At 52.9% G+C, this 17,565-nt stretch carries 13 protein-coding genes and 2 tRNA genes; 2 read left to right on the top strand and 13 right to left on the bottom strand.

From position 1 onward, the window contains the following. Window positions 1-67 precede the first annotated feature (67 nt). The 9 genes from sucD to sdhC all read right to left on the bottom strand — a co-directional run bounded on the left by sucD (window position 68) and on the right by sdhC (window position 11,853). Entirely contained in the window at window positions 68-940 is an 873-nt protein-coding gene (gene sucD / locus ACT3T7_RS05520; protein ID WP_172117205.1) for a succinate--CoA ligase subunit alpha, read from the bottom strand. Beyond that, window positions 940-2,106: an ADP-forming succinate--CoA ligase subunit beta gene (gene sucC, locus ACT3T7_RS05515; protein ID WP_193054822.1), complete on the bottom strand. Its 1,167-nt coding sequence runs from the start codon at window positions 2,104-2,106 to the stop codon at window positions 940-942. Before sucC ends, sucD begins: the two co-directional genes overlap by 1 nt. Window positions 2,107-2,248: 142 nt before the next feature. Then, on the bottom strand, window positions 2,249-3,688 hold the full coding sequence (gene lpdA, locus ACT3T7_RS05510) for a dihydrolipoyl dehydrogenase (protein ID WP_172117206.1): 1,440 nt from the start codon (window positions 3,686-3,688) through the stop codon (window positions 2,249-2,251). Between the two features lie 127 nt (window positions 3,689-3,815). After that, window positions 3,816-5,396: a 2-oxoglutarate dehydrogenase complex dihydrolipoyllysine-residue succinyltransferase gene (gene odhB / locus ACT3T7_RS05505; protein WP_444630297.1), complete on the bottom strand. Its 1,581-nt coding sequence runs from the start codon at window positions 5,394-5,396 to the stop codon at window positions 3,816-3,818. A gap of 40 nt (window positions 5,397-5,436) precedes the next feature. Further along, window positions 5,437-8,271: a 2-oxoglutarate dehydrogenase E1 component gene (locus ACT3T7_RS05500; protein WP_444630295.1), complete on the bottom strand. Its 2,835-nt coding sequence runs from the start codon at window positions 8,269-8,271 to the stop codon at window positions 5,437-5,439. A 349-nt stretch (window positions 8,272-8,620) separates the two neighbouring features. Further along, on the bottom strand, window positions 8,621-9,331 hold the full coding sequence (locus ACT3T7_RS05495) for a succinate dehydrogenase iron-sulfur subunit (RefSeq protein ID WP_087106268.1): 711 nt from the start codon (window positions 9,329-9,331) through the stop codon (window positions 8,621-8,623). A gap of 27 nt (window positions 9,332-9,358) precedes the next feature. Next, window positions 9,359-11,131: a succinate dehydrogenase flavoprotein subunit gene (sdhA, locus tag ACT3T7_RS05490; protein ID WP_172117209.1), complete on the bottom strand. Its 1,773-nt coding sequence runs from the start codon at window positions 11,129-11,131 to the stop codon at window positions 9,359-9,361. A 3-nt stretch (window positions 11,132-11,134) separates the two neighbouring features. Continuing rightward, a complete protein-coding gene (sdhD, locus tag ACT3T7_RS05485) occupies window positions 11,135-11,482 on the bottom strand; it encodes a succinate dehydrogenase, hydrophobic membrane anchor protein (RefSeq protein WP_172117210.1) in 348 nt (115 codons plus the stop codon). Then, window positions 11,476-11,853 carry a succinate dehydrogenase, cytochrome b556 subunit gene (gene sdhC / locus ACT3T7_RS05480; protein ID WP_087106275.1) on the bottom strand — a complete coding sequence of 126 codons (378 nt, stop codon included), beginning with the start codon at window positions 11,851-11,853 and terminating at the stop codon, window positions 11,476-11,478. Before sdhC ends, sdhD begins: the two co-directional genes overlap by 7 nt. Window positions 11,854-12,352: 499 nt before the next feature. Between sdhC and gltA the strand changes: the two genes are divergently transcribed. Beyond that, window positions 12,353-13,639 (top strand): citrate synthase, encoded by a 1,287-nt coding sequence (gene gltA, locus ACT3T7_RS05475; protein ID WP_172117211.1) that lies wholly within the window; start codon window positions 12,353-12,355, stop codon window positions 13,637-13,639. A gap of 626 nt (window positions 13,640-14,265) precedes the next feature. Here gltA and ACT3T7_RS05470 read toward each other — a convergent pair. The 3 genes from ACT3T7_RS05470 to gltX all read right to left on the bottom strand — a co-directional run bounded on the left by ACT3T7_RS05470 (window position 14,266) and on the right by gltX (window position 16,047). Then, a tRNA-Glu gene (locus ACT3T7_RS05470) sits at window positions 14,266-14,341 on the bottom strand. 20 nt (window positions 14,342-14,361) lie between these two features. Next, window positions 14,362-14,437, bottom strand: a tRNA-Ala gene (locus tag ACT3T7_RS05465). A 131-nt stretch (window positions 14,438-14,568) separates the two neighbouring features. After that, window positions 14,569-16,047, bottom strand: coding sequence for a glutamate--tRNA ligase (gltX, locus tag ACT3T7_RS05460; protein WP_444630294.1), 1,479 nt, complete (start codon window positions 16,045-16,047; stop codon window positions 14,569-14,571). 287 nt (window positions 16,048-16,334) lie between these two features. Here gltX and ACT3T7_RS05455 point away from each other — a divergent pair, with 287 nt between their 5' ends. Continuing rightward, window positions 16,335-16,859 (top strand): helix-turn-helix domain-containing protein, encoded by a 525-nt coding sequence (locus ACT3T7_RS05455; RefSeq protein WP_087106281.1) that lies wholly within the window; start codon window positions 16,335-16,337, stop codon window positions 16,857-16,859. Window positions 16,860-16,881: 22 nt separating this feature from the next. On the opposite strand, the gene ACT3T7_RS05450 is transcribed toward ACT3T7_RS05455, so the two are convergent. Then, entirely contained in the window at window positions 16,882-17,478 is a 597-nt protein-coding gene (locus ACT3T7_RS05450; RefSeq protein WP_444630293.1) for a hypothetical protein, read from the bottom strand. Window positions 17,479-17,565: the final 87 nt, after the last annotated feature.

Genomic DNA, 17,565 nt, shown 5'->3' with positions numbered 1-17,565 from the left:
GTGCAGTCAACTTGAAGACACAAAAAAGGGGCGCCAAACGGCACCCCTTTTTGATCCGCTTGCCAGCTTACCAGCCCGTCACTTCTTTTAGTGCGTCGCCGATTTCTGCCAAAGAACGAACGGTTTTAACACCGGCGTCTTCCAGAGCAGCAAACTTCTCGTCAGCCGTGCCTTTACCACCAGAAATGATGGCGCCAGCGTGGCCCATACGCTTGCCAGGAGGTGCAGTAACACCGGCAATGTAAGAAACCACTGGCTTGGAAACGTGATCCTTGATGTAGGCGGCTGCTTCTTCTTCAGCCGTACCACCGATTTCGCCGATCATGACGATCGCTTCGGTTTTCGGATCCTTCTCGAACATTTCCAAAATGTCGATGAAGTTGGAACCCGGAATCGGGTCGCCACCGATACCGACACAGGTAGACTGACCGAAACCGTGGTCAGTGGTCTGCTTAACGGCTTCGTAAGTCAGCGTACCAGAGCGGGAAACGATACCCACACGGCCCGGCTGGTGGATGTGACCCGGCATGATACCGATTTTGCACTCACCCGGAGTAATAACACCCGGGCAGTTCGGGCCAATCAGACGCACGCCCAGCTCGTCGCATTTTACTTTTGCGTCGAGCATATCAAGCGTAGCGATGCCTTCGGTGATGCAAACGATCAGCTTGATGCCAGCGTTAGCGGCTTCAAGGATTGAGTCTTTGCAGAACGGAGCCGGTACGTAGATAACGCTAGCTTCCGCGCCTGTTTTCTCAACCGCTTCTTTAACGGTGTTGAAAACTGGCAGGCCCAAATGCTCCTGGCCGCCTTTGCCCGGCGTAACACCACCGACCATTTGCGTGCCATAGGCAATCGCCTGCTCGGAGTGGAACGTGCCCTGGCCACCGGTGAAACCCTGGCAGATGACCTTGGTGTTCTTATCGATCAGGATACTCATTACTTGCCCTCCGCCGCTTTAACAACCTGCTGAGCCGCATCGGTCAGACTGGTAGCAGCGATGATGTTCAGACCGCTGGACGCCAGTTTCTCAGCACCCAACTCGGCATTGTTACCTTCCAGGCGAACCACGACCGGCACGTTGACACCTACTTGCTCAACGGCACCGATAATGCCTTCAGCAATCATGTCGCAACGTACGATACCGCCGAAGATGTTAACCAGAACGGCTTTCACGTTGTCGTCAGACAGGATGATCTTGAACGCTTCTGCTACGCGCTCTTTGGTCGCGCCGCCGCCAACGTCCAGGAAGTTAGCCGGCTTGCCGCCACTCAGGTTAACGATGTCCATGGTGCCCATGGCCAGGCCTGCGCCGTTTACCATGCAACCAATGTTACCGTCGAGTGCGACGTAGTTCAGTTCCCACTTCGCTGCATCGGCTTCACGCTGATCTTCCTGGGAAGGATCGCGCATGGCCTGCAGGTCCGGGTGACGGTACAACGCGTTGCTGTCGAGGCCCAGTTTGGCGTCGAGGCAGTGCAGGTTGCCTTCGTCAGTGATAACCAACGGGTTGATCTCTAAAAGTGCCAGATCCTTGTCGTGGAACAACTTGGATAGGCCCAGGAAGATCTTGGTGAACTGTTTGACCTGGTCGCCTTTCAGGCCCAGAGCAAAGGCCAACTCACGCGCCTGGTACGGCTGTGCGCCAACCAGCGGATCAATTTCGGCTTTAAGAATCTTTTCCGGCGTCTCTTCAGCAACCGTTTCGATTTCAACACCACCTTCGGTCGAGGCCATGAAGACCACGCGACGGGTAGTACGATCGACAACGGCACCGAGGTAAAGCTCATCGGCGATATCAGTGCAGGTCTCTACCAGAATCTTGGCAACCGGCTGACCTTGTTCGTCAGTCTGAAAGGTTACCAGGTTTTTGCCCAGCCACTGCTCGGCAAACGCCTTCGCTTCAGCCGGATCTTTGATCAGCTTAACGCCACCCGCTTTACCACGGCCACCTGCGTGCACCTGGGCTTTAACTACCCACATGTCGCCGCCGATCTTTTTGCAGGCTTCTACTGCTTCTTCGGGAGTGTCCACGGCAAAGCCTTTAGACACTGGTAGACCATAATCAGCAAACAGCTGTTTGCCTTGATACTCGTGAAGGTTCATCGATTCATGCCATTGGTTGCATGTGACTCGAACGACAACCCGTTTTAAAAACGGGCTGTCCCCGTACTTTCGCGCGCTATTTTACAACATGCCCGAAAGTGATGCGCCACCTAATGGTGGCGCCTGGTAGTTACCGCTGAACTTATTTGCGCTTTTTACGATTAGCCATGTGGATTGCATGGCCTTCCACCGCGAGAGCCGCTTCATGAATAGCTTCAGAAGTGCTCGGGTGGGCATAGCAGGTCAACGCTAGATCTTCAGCGCTGGAACCAAATTCCATCGCGATAACGCCTTGGGCAATCAGCTCACCCGCGTGCTGACTGACGATGTGCATACCCAGAATGCGGTCTGTTTCGGCATCGGCAATAATCTTGGCCATACCTTCAGGCGCATTGTTGGCAAGCGCACGACCGTTGGCAGAGAACGGGAAAGAGCCGGTTTTGACTTCAATGCCTTTCGCTTTGGCATCTTGCTCGGTTATACCTACCCACGCGACTTCAGGCGAAGTGTAGATAACGCTGGGGATGGCGTCGTAATTCATTTCAGCTTTATGGCCAGCGATAATGTCAGCGACCATAACGCCTTCTTCAGACGCTTTATGAGCAAGCATTGGACCACGTACACAGTCACCGATTGCATAAACGCTCGGGACATTGGTACGGCACTGGTCATCGACGAAGATAAAGCCACGCTCGTCAAGCTCAACGCCTACGCCGTCGGCAATCACGCCTTGCGTATAAGGACGACGCCCCACACAAACAATCAGTTTGTCGAAGGTCATTTCCTGTTCGCCGTCACCGTCGGTGTACTTAACGACGACTTCGTTGTCCTTGACTTCAGAACCGGTCACGCGTGCGCCCAGTTTGATGTCCAGACCCTGTTTCTTGAGCAGCTTCTGGGTCTCTTTGGCAATCGCGCCGTCAACCATCGGCAAAAAGCTGTCCATGGCTTCAAGAACGGTCACGTCAGAACCTAAACGCTTCCAAACGCTGCCCAGCTCCAGGCCGATAACACCAGCACCGATCACACCCAAACGCTTGGGTACTTCGGTAAACTCAAGTGCGCCTGTAGACGTCACAATCAGGTCGTCGGTCAGCGGCGTCGGCGGAATTTCAACCGGCACGGAGCCTGCGGCGATAACGATGTTGTCAGCCGTGTAGGTCGTGGCATTGCCATCGTGGTCGGTTACTTCAACTTCTGTAGACGAAGTAACTTTACCTTTACCTTCCAGCGAAGTAACACCGTTGGCCTTGAACAGTGCGCTGATGCCGCCCACGTTTTTGTTAATGACCGAGTTTTTGAACTCGAGCATTTTGGCAATGTTAGCCTTCGGCGCGTCAATCTCGATGCCAACTTCAGCAAAGTGATCACGTGCTTCAACAAACTTATGTGAGGTTTCCAGCAGCGCTTTGGAAGGAATACAACCGACGTTCAGGCAGGTGCCGCCGTGAACAGTCTTGCCTTCCTTGTTAACCCATTTTTCAACACAGGCTGTTTTCAGGCCCATTTGTGCTGCGCGGATAGCAGCTACGTAACCGCCAGGGCCGGCGCCGATAACGATCACATCAAACTTGTCAGCCATGTTGGCTCCTTTAGCTCGGTGCTCTTCTCCCGTCTTTACAATGCCGAGAGAAGAGCGGTGTGCGACTGCATAAGAAGGGTGGCGCGTATCGAAATATCAATACGCAAGGATACGTGGTCTACGTACCTTAGACGTCCAGCAGCAGACGTGCCGGATCTTCCAGCAATTCTTTAAGCGTAACCAGGAAACGTACGGCGTCTTTGCCATCAATCATACGGTGATCATATGACAGTGCCAGGTACATCATGGGGCGGACTTCAACCTTGCCATTAATAGCCATCGGACGATCCTGGATTTTGTGCATCCCCAGAATAGCCGTTTGCGGCGGGTTGATAATCGGCGTCGACATCAGAGAACCGAACGTACCACCGTTGGTGATGGTGAAGGTGCCGCCGATCATGTCGTCCATGCCCAGCTTGCCGTCACGACCACGCTTACCGAAATCAACAATCGTTCTTTCGACATCAGCAATTTTCATGCTGTCGGTGTCACGCAGTACGGGAACCACCAGACCACGGTCAGTGGATACCGCAACACCGATATCCTGGTAACCGTGATACACGATGTCGGTGCCGTCGATAGAGGCATTAACATCCGGGAAGCGTTTGAGAGCTTCAGTTGCCGCTTTTACAAAGAAGCCCATAAAGCCCAGCTTGATATCGTGAGCTTTGAGGAAGGTGTCTTTGTACTGCGCACGCAGGGCCATGATCTCAGTCATGTCCACTTCGTTATACGTGGTCAGCATGGCAGCGGTTTGCTGAGCTTGTACCAGACGCTTGGCAATGGTTTGACGCAGGCGGGTCATCGGCACGCGTTTTTCAACACGCTCGCCTTCAACAGCCGCTGGGGCTGCTGCGGCGTTGCTCGGCGCAGAAGACTTGGCAGCACCTTTCTTGGCGGAGCCATCTTTAACGGCTTTTTGCACGTCTTCTTTTAGAACACGACCGCCTTTGCCCGTACCTTCAATTTTGGCAACGTCAAGGTCGTGCTCGGCAACCAGCTTGCGCGCCGCCGGTGCGACGATCTTGTCGCCCATTTTCTCATCGCTGGCGCCATCGTCAGCAGAGGCGGCTGGCTCTTTATCAGCCGCTGTTGCTACGTCGCTACCGCCACCTTCGGTGAAGACCGCAAGAATTGCTTCGGACTCTACCTGGCTGCCCTCTTCGGCTTTAATTTCTGCCAGCGCACCGTCAGCAGGCGCAACCACTTCCAGTACGACTTTATCGGTTTCGATATCAGCCAGTACTTCATCGCGCTTAACCGCTTCACCGACCTTTTTGTGCCAAGTCGCCACGGTGCCTTCCTGGATAGACTCAGGGAAGCTCGGCGCTTTTACATCATGCTGCTTGCCGCCGCTGGCTTTCTTCTCTTCTGTTTTCTCTTCTTTCTTTTCGTCTTGCTGGTCAGCTTTCTCGGCGTTCGGCTCATCAGAAGATGGCTCTTCTTTTTTACCGCTGTCGCCTGAGGCGCTGCCTTCACCGATTTTGCCAAGCACCTGCTCAGACGCGACGCTTTCGCCCTCTTCGGCCATTACGTCAGTCAGGGTGCCCGCTTCAGGTGCCACCACTTCCAGCACCACTTTGTCGGTTTCGATTTCAACAATCAGTTCGTCACGCTCGACGCTGTCACCCGGCTTTTTATGCCACGTAGCCACAGTACCTTCGGCAACGGATTCCGGAAAGGTTGGCGCTTTGATCTCGGTAGCCATGTCGTTTCCCTTATGGTGTTCTCTAAACCCGGTGGGCGCTTTACAGATTGAAAGCGTCTTCCACCAGCTGGCGCTGCTGTTCAGTATGGACGGACATATAGCCCGCTGCCGGCGCGGCAGAGGCAGGACGTCCTGCAAATTTCAACTCGCGTCCGAGGCCATCTTTAAGCATATCGGCCACTGTACGCATGTGGTGCTGACTGGAGTACCAAGCGCCCTGGTTCAACGGCTCTTCCTGACACCAGACAATATCTTCCACATTGCCATACGCCTGGAGCACTTCCAGAAGTTCTTCTTTCGGGAAGGGATACAGCTGCTCAAGACGAATGATCACCGTATCGTTACGCTCGTTTTCTGCACGCCAGGCGGCCAAGTCATAGTAGACCTTGCCTGAGCACAGAATCGTACGCGTTACGTTTTCAGCGGCCAGATCCGCTTGATCCGGCAATACCATTTGGAATTTGCCGTGAGCAAGATCTTCAAGGCTCGATACCGCTTCCTTGTGACGCAGCAACGACTTGGGCGACATAACAATCAGCGGCTTGCGCAGCGGACGAATCACCTGACGACGCAGCAAGTGATAAATCTGCGCAGGTGTCGTCGGCACACAGACCTGCATGTTGTGCTCAGCACACATTTGCAGGAAACGTTCCAGTCGCGCAGACGAGTGCTCTGGTCCCTGGCCTTCATAGCCATGGGGTAGCAGCATCGTTAGGCCACATAAACGACCCCACTTGCTCTCACCAGAAGAGATGAACTGATCAACGACCACCTGTGCACCGTTGAAGAAGTCACCAAACTGGGCTTCCCAAATAACCAGGTCATTCGGCGCAGTAGTGGAATAACCGTACTCAAACGCCAACACAGCTTCTTCTGATAGGAAGGAGTCGTGAATGGTGAAAACCGGCTGACCATCGGCCATGTTTTGCAGCGGCACGTAGGTAGAGCCATTTTTCTGGTTATGAACCACAGCGTGACGGTGCGAGAACGTACCGCGACCCACATCCTGACCGGTAATCCGGATCGGGTGCCCTTGGTCAAGTAACGTGGCGTAGGCCAGCGTTTCAGCAAAGCCCCAGTTCATGGCCATGCCACCGGCCTGCATCTTGCGGCGGTCTTCGTAAATCTTGGCTACCTGGCGCTGCACTTCGACCCCATCCGGAATCTCGCACATTTTCGCAGCCAGCTGCTGAAGACGCTTCATGTCAAAAGACGTGTCCGCATCGCCCGTCCACTCATGCCCCAGGTACGGCGCCCAATCCACAAACAGGGATTGATTGGGTTCCTGAACCAGTGCATTGGCAACGTGGTTACCCGCGACCAGGTCATCGCGATACGTTTCCATCATCGCTTTGGCGTCATCTTCAGATAAAACGCCCTGGTCAACCAAGCGCTTAACGTAAACCGTACGCGTCGACGCATGATCCTTGATTTTGGCGTACATCAAAGGCTGCGTACCGGACGGCTCATCGGCTTCGTTATGCCCACGGCGACGGTAGCAGACCAGATCAATAACGACGTCTTTTTTGAACTGTTGACGGTAATCCAGCGCCACTTGGGTCGCATGGATAACGGCGTCAGGATCATCACCATTCACATGGAAGATGGGCGCCTGGACCATCTTGGCAATGTCAGTACAGTACTCGGTCGAACGAGCATCCATGGGGTTGGACGTCGTAAAGCCCACCTGGTTATTGATGACGATGTGAATCGTGCCGCCGGTCTTATAGGCCCGGGTCTGAGACATCTGGAATGTCTCCATGACCACGCCCTGACCCGCGAAGGCAGCATCACCATGAATATTGATGGGTAACACCTTGTCGCCAGCAGGATCCTTGCGGCGGTCTTGGCGCGCGCGTACGGAACCTTCAACAACCGGTGCGACAATTTCCAGGTGCGAGGGGTTGAACGACATGGCCAAGTGGACTTCGCCGCCCGGTGACATGACGTTGGAGCTAAAGCCCTGGTGATACTTCACATCGCCAGAACCACGCTCAATCACCTTCTTACCATCAAACTCATCAATCAAGTCAGCCGGGTTTTTGCCCAGAATATTGACCAACAGGTTGAGGCGACCACGGTGCGCCATACCGATAACGACTTCCTTCGTACCATAACCGCCAGCACGCTGGATAAGCTCGTCCATCATGGGTACAAAGACTTCACCACCTTCAAGACCAAAGCGTTTGGTACCTGGATATTTGGATGCCAAGTAAGTTTCCAAACCTTCAGCAGCCGTCAGACGCTCGAGCACATGCTTGCGAACATCGTCACTAAACTTGGGAGCACTGCGCACTGATTCGAAGCGCCGTTGTAGCCAGCGTTTCTCTTCTGTGTCCACGATATGCATGAACTCACAGCCGATGGAGCGACAGTACGTCTTCTCCAGCGCGTCCACGATCTCACGCAGTGGTGCCTTATCAATACCCAGGAAAAACGAACCGGTCTGGAACTCGGTATCAAGATCAGCCTTCGTCAGCTGATGGAATGATAAATCGAGGTCAGGGACGGGGGTAGGATTACGCAGCCCAAGCGGATCGATATCAGCCTTTTGATGACCACGGAAGCGATACGCATTGATCAACTGCAGGACTTTCACCTGCTTTTTGTTCTCACCGCTATCGGCAGCGGCAACTACCCGGCCCGGGCGGCTTTCACGACCTAGCTGGTAGAATTGATCACGAGTCGGGCTTAGTGGAACATCGTGGGAGGCACTGCCCTCGGAACTCGGTAGCTGGTCAAAATAGCTACGCCATTCGTCAGAAACAGCATCTGGATCGGCGAGGTACTGCTCGTAAAGCGCTTCCACGTAGTGGACATTGCCACCACTAACGTGAGAGGAACGCCACATTAACTCCATTATGCCTTGTTGCATCTCTCGGTCACCCTACACTGATGGGGTGGTATCGGCATCGCTGCAAAAAACAACGACATCGCTATTGCCCTGCCGGCGGGGCGGAACATGTACCGGCGGCACCGACCAACGGCCGGAAGCCCTACTTAATTGCTATTTCTTAATTACTATTTCTTAATTGCTATTCTTACTCAGTTCATGCTCAAAAGCCGGTACTCGCAGCACCGGCTTTTAAACTTGACTGCTCATAAAGTGCGGCGACGCGCCGCACCTTATGACAAACCCTATGATAACAAGCGAAGCGCCACGATTTAAGTAGTAAAACGAGACTTGTTGCGTGGCAATCGCTTTTTATTGACTCACAAGGCGTTTATGTTGCATCTGCGAGCAGCATTTCGCGAATTTTACCAATCGCGCGCGTCGGATTTAAGCCTTTCGGGCAAACCGCTACGCAGTTCATGATGCCGCGGCAGCGGAACACCGAGAACGGATCTTCCAGGCTGGTCAAACGCTCGCGGGTTGCGGTATCGCGCGAATCCGCCAGGAAACGGTAAGACTGCAGCAAGCCAGCAGGTCCTACGAACTTGTCCGGGTTCCACCAGAACGACGGGCAAGACGTAGAGCAGCAAGCACACAAGATACACTCGTACAGGCCATCCAACTTTTCACGGTCTTCGGGCGACTGCAGGCGCTCAATGGCGGGCGCTGGCGTTTCATTTTGCAGGTACGGCTGAATACGCTCGTACTGCTTATAGAAAATCCCCATATCCACAACCATATCGCGGATAACCGGCAGACCAGGCAGCGGGCGCAGGATCAGCTTGTTGTTTTTCACAACATCTGACAGCGGTGTAATACACGCCAAGCCGTTTTTGCCGTTCATGTTCATACCATCAGAGCCGCAAACGCCTTCGCGGCAGCTACGACGGAATGCCAGACCGCTGTCCTGTTCTTTCATCATATGAAGAACATCCAGCACCATGACATCGCGCCCTTTGGTATCAACCTGGAACTCCTGCATATAGGGCGCGGAGTCGGTTTCCGGATTGTAACGGTATACGGATACCTGAAGATTGGACATTATAACTCCCTCTCGTCAATGCGGAGTTTAGTAGGTACGAACCTTGGGTTCGAACGTATCAACAGTTTTCGGCTTGAAGTTGACGTCGCGCTGCTTCAGCTCTTTGGTGAGCGGGAAGTAGAGCGAGTGTTTCAGCCAGTTGACGTCGTCACGGTCTGGGTAATCGTAACGTGAATGGGCACCGCGGCTCTCTTTACGCTCAAGGGCAGCAATTGCCGTCGCTTCGGCCACTTCCATCAGGTTATCAAGTTCCAGCGCTTCTACACGGGCCGTGTTGAAAGCATTGGACTTATCAGGCAGGTGAGCATTGGCAATACGGCTGCGCAGGTTGGCAAGCTTCTCAACGCCTTCCAGCATGTTTTTCTCTTCACGGAATACACCGAAAGAGTTCTGCATGATGTCCTGAAGCTCTGCTTTCAGCGCAGGAATGCTCTCACCGCCTTCCGACTCGTTCCAACGAGTAATGCGCTTCATCGCTGATTCAATATCAGACTCGGAGGCATCCAGGTACTCAATACCTTCGTTCAGCGCGCCTTCAATAAACATACCGGCGGCACGGCCAAACACCACCAGGTCCAGCAAGGAGTTTCCGCCCAGACGGTTAGCACCGTGAACAGATACGCACGCTGCTTCACCACAGGCGAACAGACCGTTGATGATCTGGTCGTTGCCGCTTTCGTCCTGCAGAATCGCCTGACCATGAATGTTGGTCGGAATACCGCCCATCATATAGTGGCAGGTCGGCACGACCGGGATCGGGTCTTTCGCTGGATCGACATGAGCAAAAGTCTTTGAAAGCTCAACGATACCAGGCAGACGCTTGCTCAGCACCTCTTCACCCAAGTGATCAAGCTTCAGGAAGACGTGGTCGCCCTTCTCGCCACAACCGCGGCCTTCCAGAATTTCCATGACCATGGAACGCGCAACAACGTCACGACCCGCCAGGTCTTTCGCGTTGGGCGCGTAACGCTCCATAAAGCGCTCGCCGTCTTTATTGATCAGGTAGCCACCTTCCCCGCGGCACCCTTCGGTTACCAGCGTGCCCGCACCGTAAATACCGGTCGGGTGGAACTGCCACATTTCCATATCCTGCATCGGGAAGCCCGCACGCAACGCCATACCGATACCGTCACCCGTATTGATCAGGGCATTGGTGGTAGATGCGTAAATTCGGCCAGCACCGCCAGTCGCCAATACAGTGGCTTTGGATTTAACGTGAACAACTTCGCCAGTTTCAATGCACATGGCGATACAACCCACCACGTCACCGTTGCCATTCTTCACCAGATCAACCGCGTACCACTCATTCAAGAACGTTGTATTGTTCTTAAGGTTGTTCTGGTAAAGCGTGTGCAGCAGTGCGTGACCGGTACGGTCTGCCGCCGCGCAAGTACGCGCCGCCTGGCCGCCTTCACCGAAATTCTTGGACTGGCCACCGAACGGACGCTGATAGATGCGGCCGTTATCAAAGCGCGAAAACGGCAGGCCCATGTGCTCAAGTTCAAATACAGCTTTCGGGCCTTCAGAGCACATATACTCCGACGCGTCCTGGTCAGCGATATAGTCGCCGCCTTTAACAGTGTCGTACATGTGCCAGCGCCAATCGTCATTGGGATCAGAAGACGCGATAGCGCAGGTAATACCGCCCTGGGCAGAGACAGTGTGAGAGCGTGTCGGGAAGACTTTGGAAAGGACGGCTGTTTGTTTACCGGACTTCGCCAGTTCTAAAGCAGCGCGCAGGCCAGCGCCACCGCCACCGATAATAATGGCGTCAAACGTCAGGCTACGAAGGTTAGACATTTATCAAGCTCCCCACAGAATTTGAATGCCCCAAACCAGGTACACGAAGATAGCCAGAATAATCAGCGTCTGGGCACCTACGCGCAGGCCAGTGGACTTAAGGTAATCAGTGGTTACGGTCCACAAGCCAATCCAGGCATGTGCTGCAATGGATATAAAAGCCAGCAATGAGAAGATCCGCATCCACGTTTGGTTAAACAGGCCGCTCCAGGTGTAGTAGTCAAGGTCTGGATTAAACAACAGATAGGCCACCATAAAGACCGTGTAAACGGCCAGCACCACCGCAGACACACGCTGCATCAGCCAATCAGACAGTCCGCTTCGGCCAAAACTTGTGACGTTGGTTACCATACCCAAACTCCTGCCAGAATAATTAGAACGGCACTCACCACAACGGTGATCTGTGCTTTTTGCACACCACCTTCTAGTGTCACACCAATATCGGCATCCATTAACAGGTGTTTAATCCCTGCTACAAAATGGAACGCCAGCGCAGAAAGCAGTCCCCAAGCAATGAACTTGGCCAATAAATTATTGGCAAGTGCGCTGCTAACGGCATCAAAGCCTGCTGGAGATGAAAGTGACTTACCCAACGCCCAAAAAGCGAACACCAGGCCGACGAACAGAATAACCCCCGTAATACGGTGGGCAATCGACGTCAGTGCCGGAAGTGGGAAGTGTATCGTTGTTAGATCTAAATTTACGGGTCGTTTGCTATTCACGGCTTATACACACTCTCTTGGCCCGCTCTGCGACAGGTCGGGCATAGCCCGAGCGGGCAGTGGTTGCTGGAAGGGGCTCGGCCGTTTGCCAAGTCGGGCACGACCACCTACCTGCCGGTCGCGCGCCGTGGATTATAAGAACCTTCGCCCCTGCTGACAAACCGAACTCGGACCTAACTCAATTATGTTGCAAAAAAAAGCAGCCCGCCCGAGTCGATTTTGCAATGCAGCATCGATATAGTGACAGAGTCACGATAATTTGATAAGCCTGTTAAGGATTCGTCAAATCTCTGACACCTGGTTACTATAGCTATCATTTGCCATATACAAAAATTGTCTAAGATAATAATTTTGCATAACCATACACGCACCACCCATGCCTAGCGCTTTGCATAATTGACAAAATGTCGCGCGCTCTTATAGTGGGCAAACCTTTTCGCCGGCGCGGCATGCGAAACAATGACTTTACGTCCCAACCCGAATCCGAAAGGAGGCCAACATGGCTGACAGGAAAGCAACATTGACGGTAGACGGTCTTGATAAAACGATCGAACTACCCATGTACTCCGGCACCCTTGGCCCAGACGTTATTGATGTCCGTGGCTTAGGTGCGGAAGGCCTGTTCACCTACGACCCTGGCTTTATGGCCACCTCTTCTTGCCAATCTGCCATCACCTATATTGACGGCGGCAAAGGCGTACTGCTGCATCGCGGCTACCCTATTGACCAACTGGCTAAAGAGTCCAACTTTGTTGAACTGAGCTACACCCTGCTTTTTGGTGAACTGCCCAACGACGAGCAGTACACGGACTTCGCTGCACGCATTCGTAATCACACGATGGTGCACGACCAAATCAACAACTTCTTTAAAGGGTTTCGCCGCGACGCGCATCCCATGTCAATTATGTGCGGCGTCGTAGGCGGCCTTGCGGCGTTCTACCATGACCACATGGATATCACTAAAGAAGAAGACCGCACTATTAGTGCTATTCGCCTGATCGCCAAAATGCCTACTCTGGCGGCCATGTCGCACAAGTATAATGTTGGCCAGCCGTTTAATTACCCGCGCAACGACCTGAGTTATGCAGAGAATTTCCTCTACATGATGTTCAGCAACCCGTGCGAAGAGTACAAGATCAACCCGGTTTACGCGAAAGCGATGGACCGCATTTTCATGCTACATGCCGACCATGAGCAGAATGCTTCCACCTCTACCGTACGCTTGGCAGGCTCGACCGGCGCCAACCCCTTTGCCTGCATTAGCGCTGGCATTGCGGCACTATGGGGCCCGGCACACGGCGGTGCGAACGAAGCCGTACTGGCGATGCTTGATGAGATTGGCGACGACTCTGAAGAGAACATCCAACGCTTCATTGATAAGGCAAAAGACAAGGAAGACCCGTTCAAGCTAATGGGCTTTGGTCACCGCGTGTATCGCAACTTTGATCCCCGCGCCAAGGTAATGAAAGAGACCTGCGACGAAGTACTCGCCGAGCTGGGCATGGCGAACGACCCGCAGCTTAAAATTGCCAAACGCCTAGAGCAAATTGCGCTTGAAGACGAATACTTCATTGAGCGCAAGCTTTACCCGAACGTCGACTTCTACTCTGGCATTATTTTGAAAGCGATGGGCATCCCCACCAATATGTTCACGGTAATCTTTGCCGTATCACGCACGATTGGCTGGATCTCCCATTGGAACGAAATGTTGAGCGAAAGCTATAAAATTGGTCGTCCGCGCCAGCTTTACACTGGCCATGACCAACGCGATTACCCGTCGAAATAATTTTCGATGGTTTAATCTTCAAGAAGGCCACCCACGGGTGGCCTTCCTTGTTTAAGCGTCTCTGCTTGTATATGACCGCTCTCCAAGCCTAATAACTCCCGCAAGCCCATCCCTCTAAACATGTTCGAATACGTGCGCTAGACGCGCATTCTGACCTCATTAGCACGACATCCAACAACGCCTCTCCAAACGCGCATGCTTCACCTCATCAATAGACGAAAACGCCAGTCAAAAAGCGAGCAAAAGGCCGTAATAGCGCTTGACTTTTTTAAGAGCCAGGCTGGAAAAATGTTTTCCACACTATCTGTGGATAACCTTGTTCATAACCTCTCACAAATGCCCCTGAATCGCCATGAACAGTGACCTCCCCTTAAATTGGTCATTTTTTGACCGCATGTAAGTCATTGTTTTTAAACAAGATAAGTTAATTCGAATATTTTTCGCGGGTGCAGCACGGGGTTGTGCACAACCTTTAGCAAGGACCACCAAAAGTGGACAAGTCAAGCGAAAATACCACAAATAAAGTGAGGATTTAGCGGCTCAGCTAGATAACAGGCAGGAAAAAACGCAGCAAATGAAAGAGTTCATTACTACATCAATATGGGGATAGAAGAGTATAAAAGAGATGGCGTCCCATAGGGGGTTCGAACCCCTGTTACCGCCGTGAAAGGGCGGTGTCCTGGACCACTAGACGAATGGGACGTTACGACAAACAAACTAAATGGTGGAGCCTAGCGGGATCGAACCGCTGACCTCAACACTGCCAGTGTTGCGCTCTCCCAGCTGAGCTAAGGCCCCACATGTCCTGAAGACGGAGCGTATAATACTGATTACGCTCGTCTTCGTCAAGCGCATTAATACCCCAGAAAAACGCCAGACGCCTAACGTCAATGGAGAATGGCGTTTCCTGCAGCCATTAGCTGAACGACTTACAGATCGCGGTACTCTTTTTCAAAACGTTTCGCTTGTTTCTTGGAAACGCCACCCAGCACATCAATAGCGTTGCGCAGACGCGCACGAGTGATATCGGACCCCAGAATCGCCATGGCATCCATAACAGACGTGCTTGAGCTACTGCCTGTAATCGCAATAAAAATAGGCGCCAAGAATACTTTCATTTTAAGCTCGAAATACGCTGACAAGCTCTTTACTTCGGCCAGCAACGCTTCTTTATCCCAGGCAGGTAGCACCTCGAAGCGCCAGACCAGGAACTGCAGCAATTTCACTAACTCGTCTTTCTCCAGCTTAATACTGGCGAAGTCATCTTCTGTAAGCGTAGGTAAGCCTGAGAAGAAGTGTCCGGCTAGCGGCATGATTTGTGAAAGTGTTTCTACGCGTGGGCGTACCTGGGGCAAAATCTGCCTTACATAGGCATCATTAAACGCCCATTCGCGCAGCGCAGTAAGCAGCGCATCATCATCCAGGTCCTCGCGGATATAAACGCCGTTGAGCCAGGTAAGTTTCTCAAGATCAAACACCGGGCCGCCCAGCGATACACGCTGAATATCAAACTCGGTCATCATATCGGGTAAACTAAATTTCTCGCGCTCATCCGGCATGGACCAGCCCATACGGCCGAGGTAATTGGTAACCGCTTGAGGCAAAAAGCCCATCCGGCGATAGAAATTAATCGACGTGGGATTTTTACGTTTGGAAAGCTTGGATTTGTCGGGGTTACGCAAAAGCGGCATATGGCATAGCTCAGGCATTTCCCAACCAAAGTATTCATATAACAGCTGGTGTTTGGGTGCAGAGTTAATCCATTCTTCGCCACGCAGCACATGCGTGATTTCCATTAAATGGTCATCTACCACATTCGCCAAATGGTAAGTAGGCATGCCGTCCGACTTGAGCAGTATCTGCGCGTCAACTTGTGCCCACTCCACTTCAATCGTACCGCGCAGCATATCGTTTACTACACAGACACCTTCGCTGGGCACGTTCATACGCACGACATAAGGCCAGCCTTCCTGCTGCCGGCGTGCAGCTTCTGCGTCATCCAAAGCCAAGTCACCCGGCTTGAGAGCCAGATGCAAGCCTGCTGCCTTACGCGACTCACGCAGCTCATCCAGCTCTTCTGCAGTGCGGTAGCATTTAAACGCATGGCCAGCGTCCAGCAACTGTTGAGCATGCTGCGCATAAATATCGCCACGTTCGCTTTGGCGGTACGGACCGTGTGGGCCGCCAACGTCAGGCCCCTCATCCCACTCCAACCCAAGCCAGCGCAAGGAGTCCAGAATCATCTGCTCTGACTCAGGCGTTGAGCGTACGCGGTCCGTATCTTCAATGCGCAAAATAAACTGCCCGCCATGCTGACGCGCAAAGCATAAATTGAACAGCGCAATATACGCCGTGCCAACGTGGGGATCCCCCGTCGGGGAAGGTGCAATGCGAGTACGAACGGTCATCAAGACATCCTTATAGCGAGAAAGCGTAGCGATATTATACCTACCCTACGCATAACCAACAGCGCTGTAGATGGAACGACTTTCATATTAAAGCGTCTTACAAAAAGTAATACGGTTATAAGATTACAAGATGCGCGACACTAAACAATCGCTTAGTATGGCGCGGCATCGATGATCGGCGATCATGCTTATAAAAGTGCTTAAACGCACTAAGCGTGCTCACATCGCTGCAACTGTGGTTGAAGTAAACTTAACGAGCTTACACAGCTCAATTATAGGAAATCGAAATGGAATCGCTAGGCTCACGTATTAAGCAATTGCGTCTTAGGGCCAAGCTCAACAAAGCTGCCCTAGCACGTAACGTTGGCGTGTCGGATGTTACTATTTCCTACTGGGAATCAGGTGCAATTAAACAAATTGGTCACGAGCGTTTGGTCGCTCTAGCCGAGGCGTTGGATTGTTCACTTGCTACCTTGCTGGAAGGCGACACCGCCCCTCAACTGTTGACGTTGAAACACACTGGCCCCCTCCCCTGGGAACAGGTGCAAGCAACGACAATTACCGTCCCACACCATTTAGCGTTAAATATCGACTGGAAAGCGCCCTGTGTTATGGCAACGCCAGATTCAGGCACAGACTTTTCACCCGTCGCAGCCAATGATTTACTGCTACTGGGCCCGACGCACGTATTTCATAAAGCCGGGCATTATCTTGTCAGTCGCGATGAGCGTTTTGTACTTGAGCACTTTGCAAAAGCGCCTTCTGACGTAGAAATACATGCGGTACTGCTAGCCCATTGGCGTTCTGTCTAAAGCATCTACATCCCCGTAAATGTTAATGCACTTCCACCTGGTCACGTGTTCGTCTTGGCTCCTCCCCCACCAAGAAACGGCGTGAGTAGGTGGCCACTTGACCCAACCCATGGCGGGATTGGCTAACCAGCTCTCCCGCCAAATTCTCCCCGCGATTACCGATCACGGCCTGTACGGTTTGAGGCTGCACACTGGCCTCAGAAAGCTGCACCTGTACGATATAGCCACCATCCGGCAAACCGCTCCCTGAACCAAATGGACCGGCAATAAAGCCTCCGTCACTAACCCGCGCACGTGCCCTCCAGCGCACACGACTCACTTCGCGCTCGACAATAACCTGCACCTGCGCCTGATCAGGTAGATTGGTTTCTCCCTCCACCATCAGGCGCCGATCAGGGCGCAAGGCAACCGATGTCGAAATAGCGACTTCCAAGGGTGCGATGGTCGCAGGCTCTTCCGCTACAGAAGCACCAGCCGGTTGCGTGCTGGTAGCTGTCTGTTCAGATACATTACGCGGCGGCTCATCTTCGGAACCGCTGCATCCTGCAGCCGACATCGTCACCACCATTAATAGGCCAAAGCCCGCTTGTCGCGTATACCCTGTTCGTAACTTACACATAGTGCTTCCTCAAAAACGGCGGCTTCCAGATTATCACTGCCACCTGCTGGCAGCAGTGAATTCGATCACTCATGAAGCATCAGGAAG

This window comes from Halomonas sp. 111 (assembly GCF_052379685.1).
GTDB lineage: Bacteria > Pseudomonadota > Gammaproteobacteria > Pseudomonadales > Halomonadaceae > Vreelandella > Vreelandella citrativorans.
This window is presented reverse-complemented; position numbering and strand designations above follow the sequence as displayed.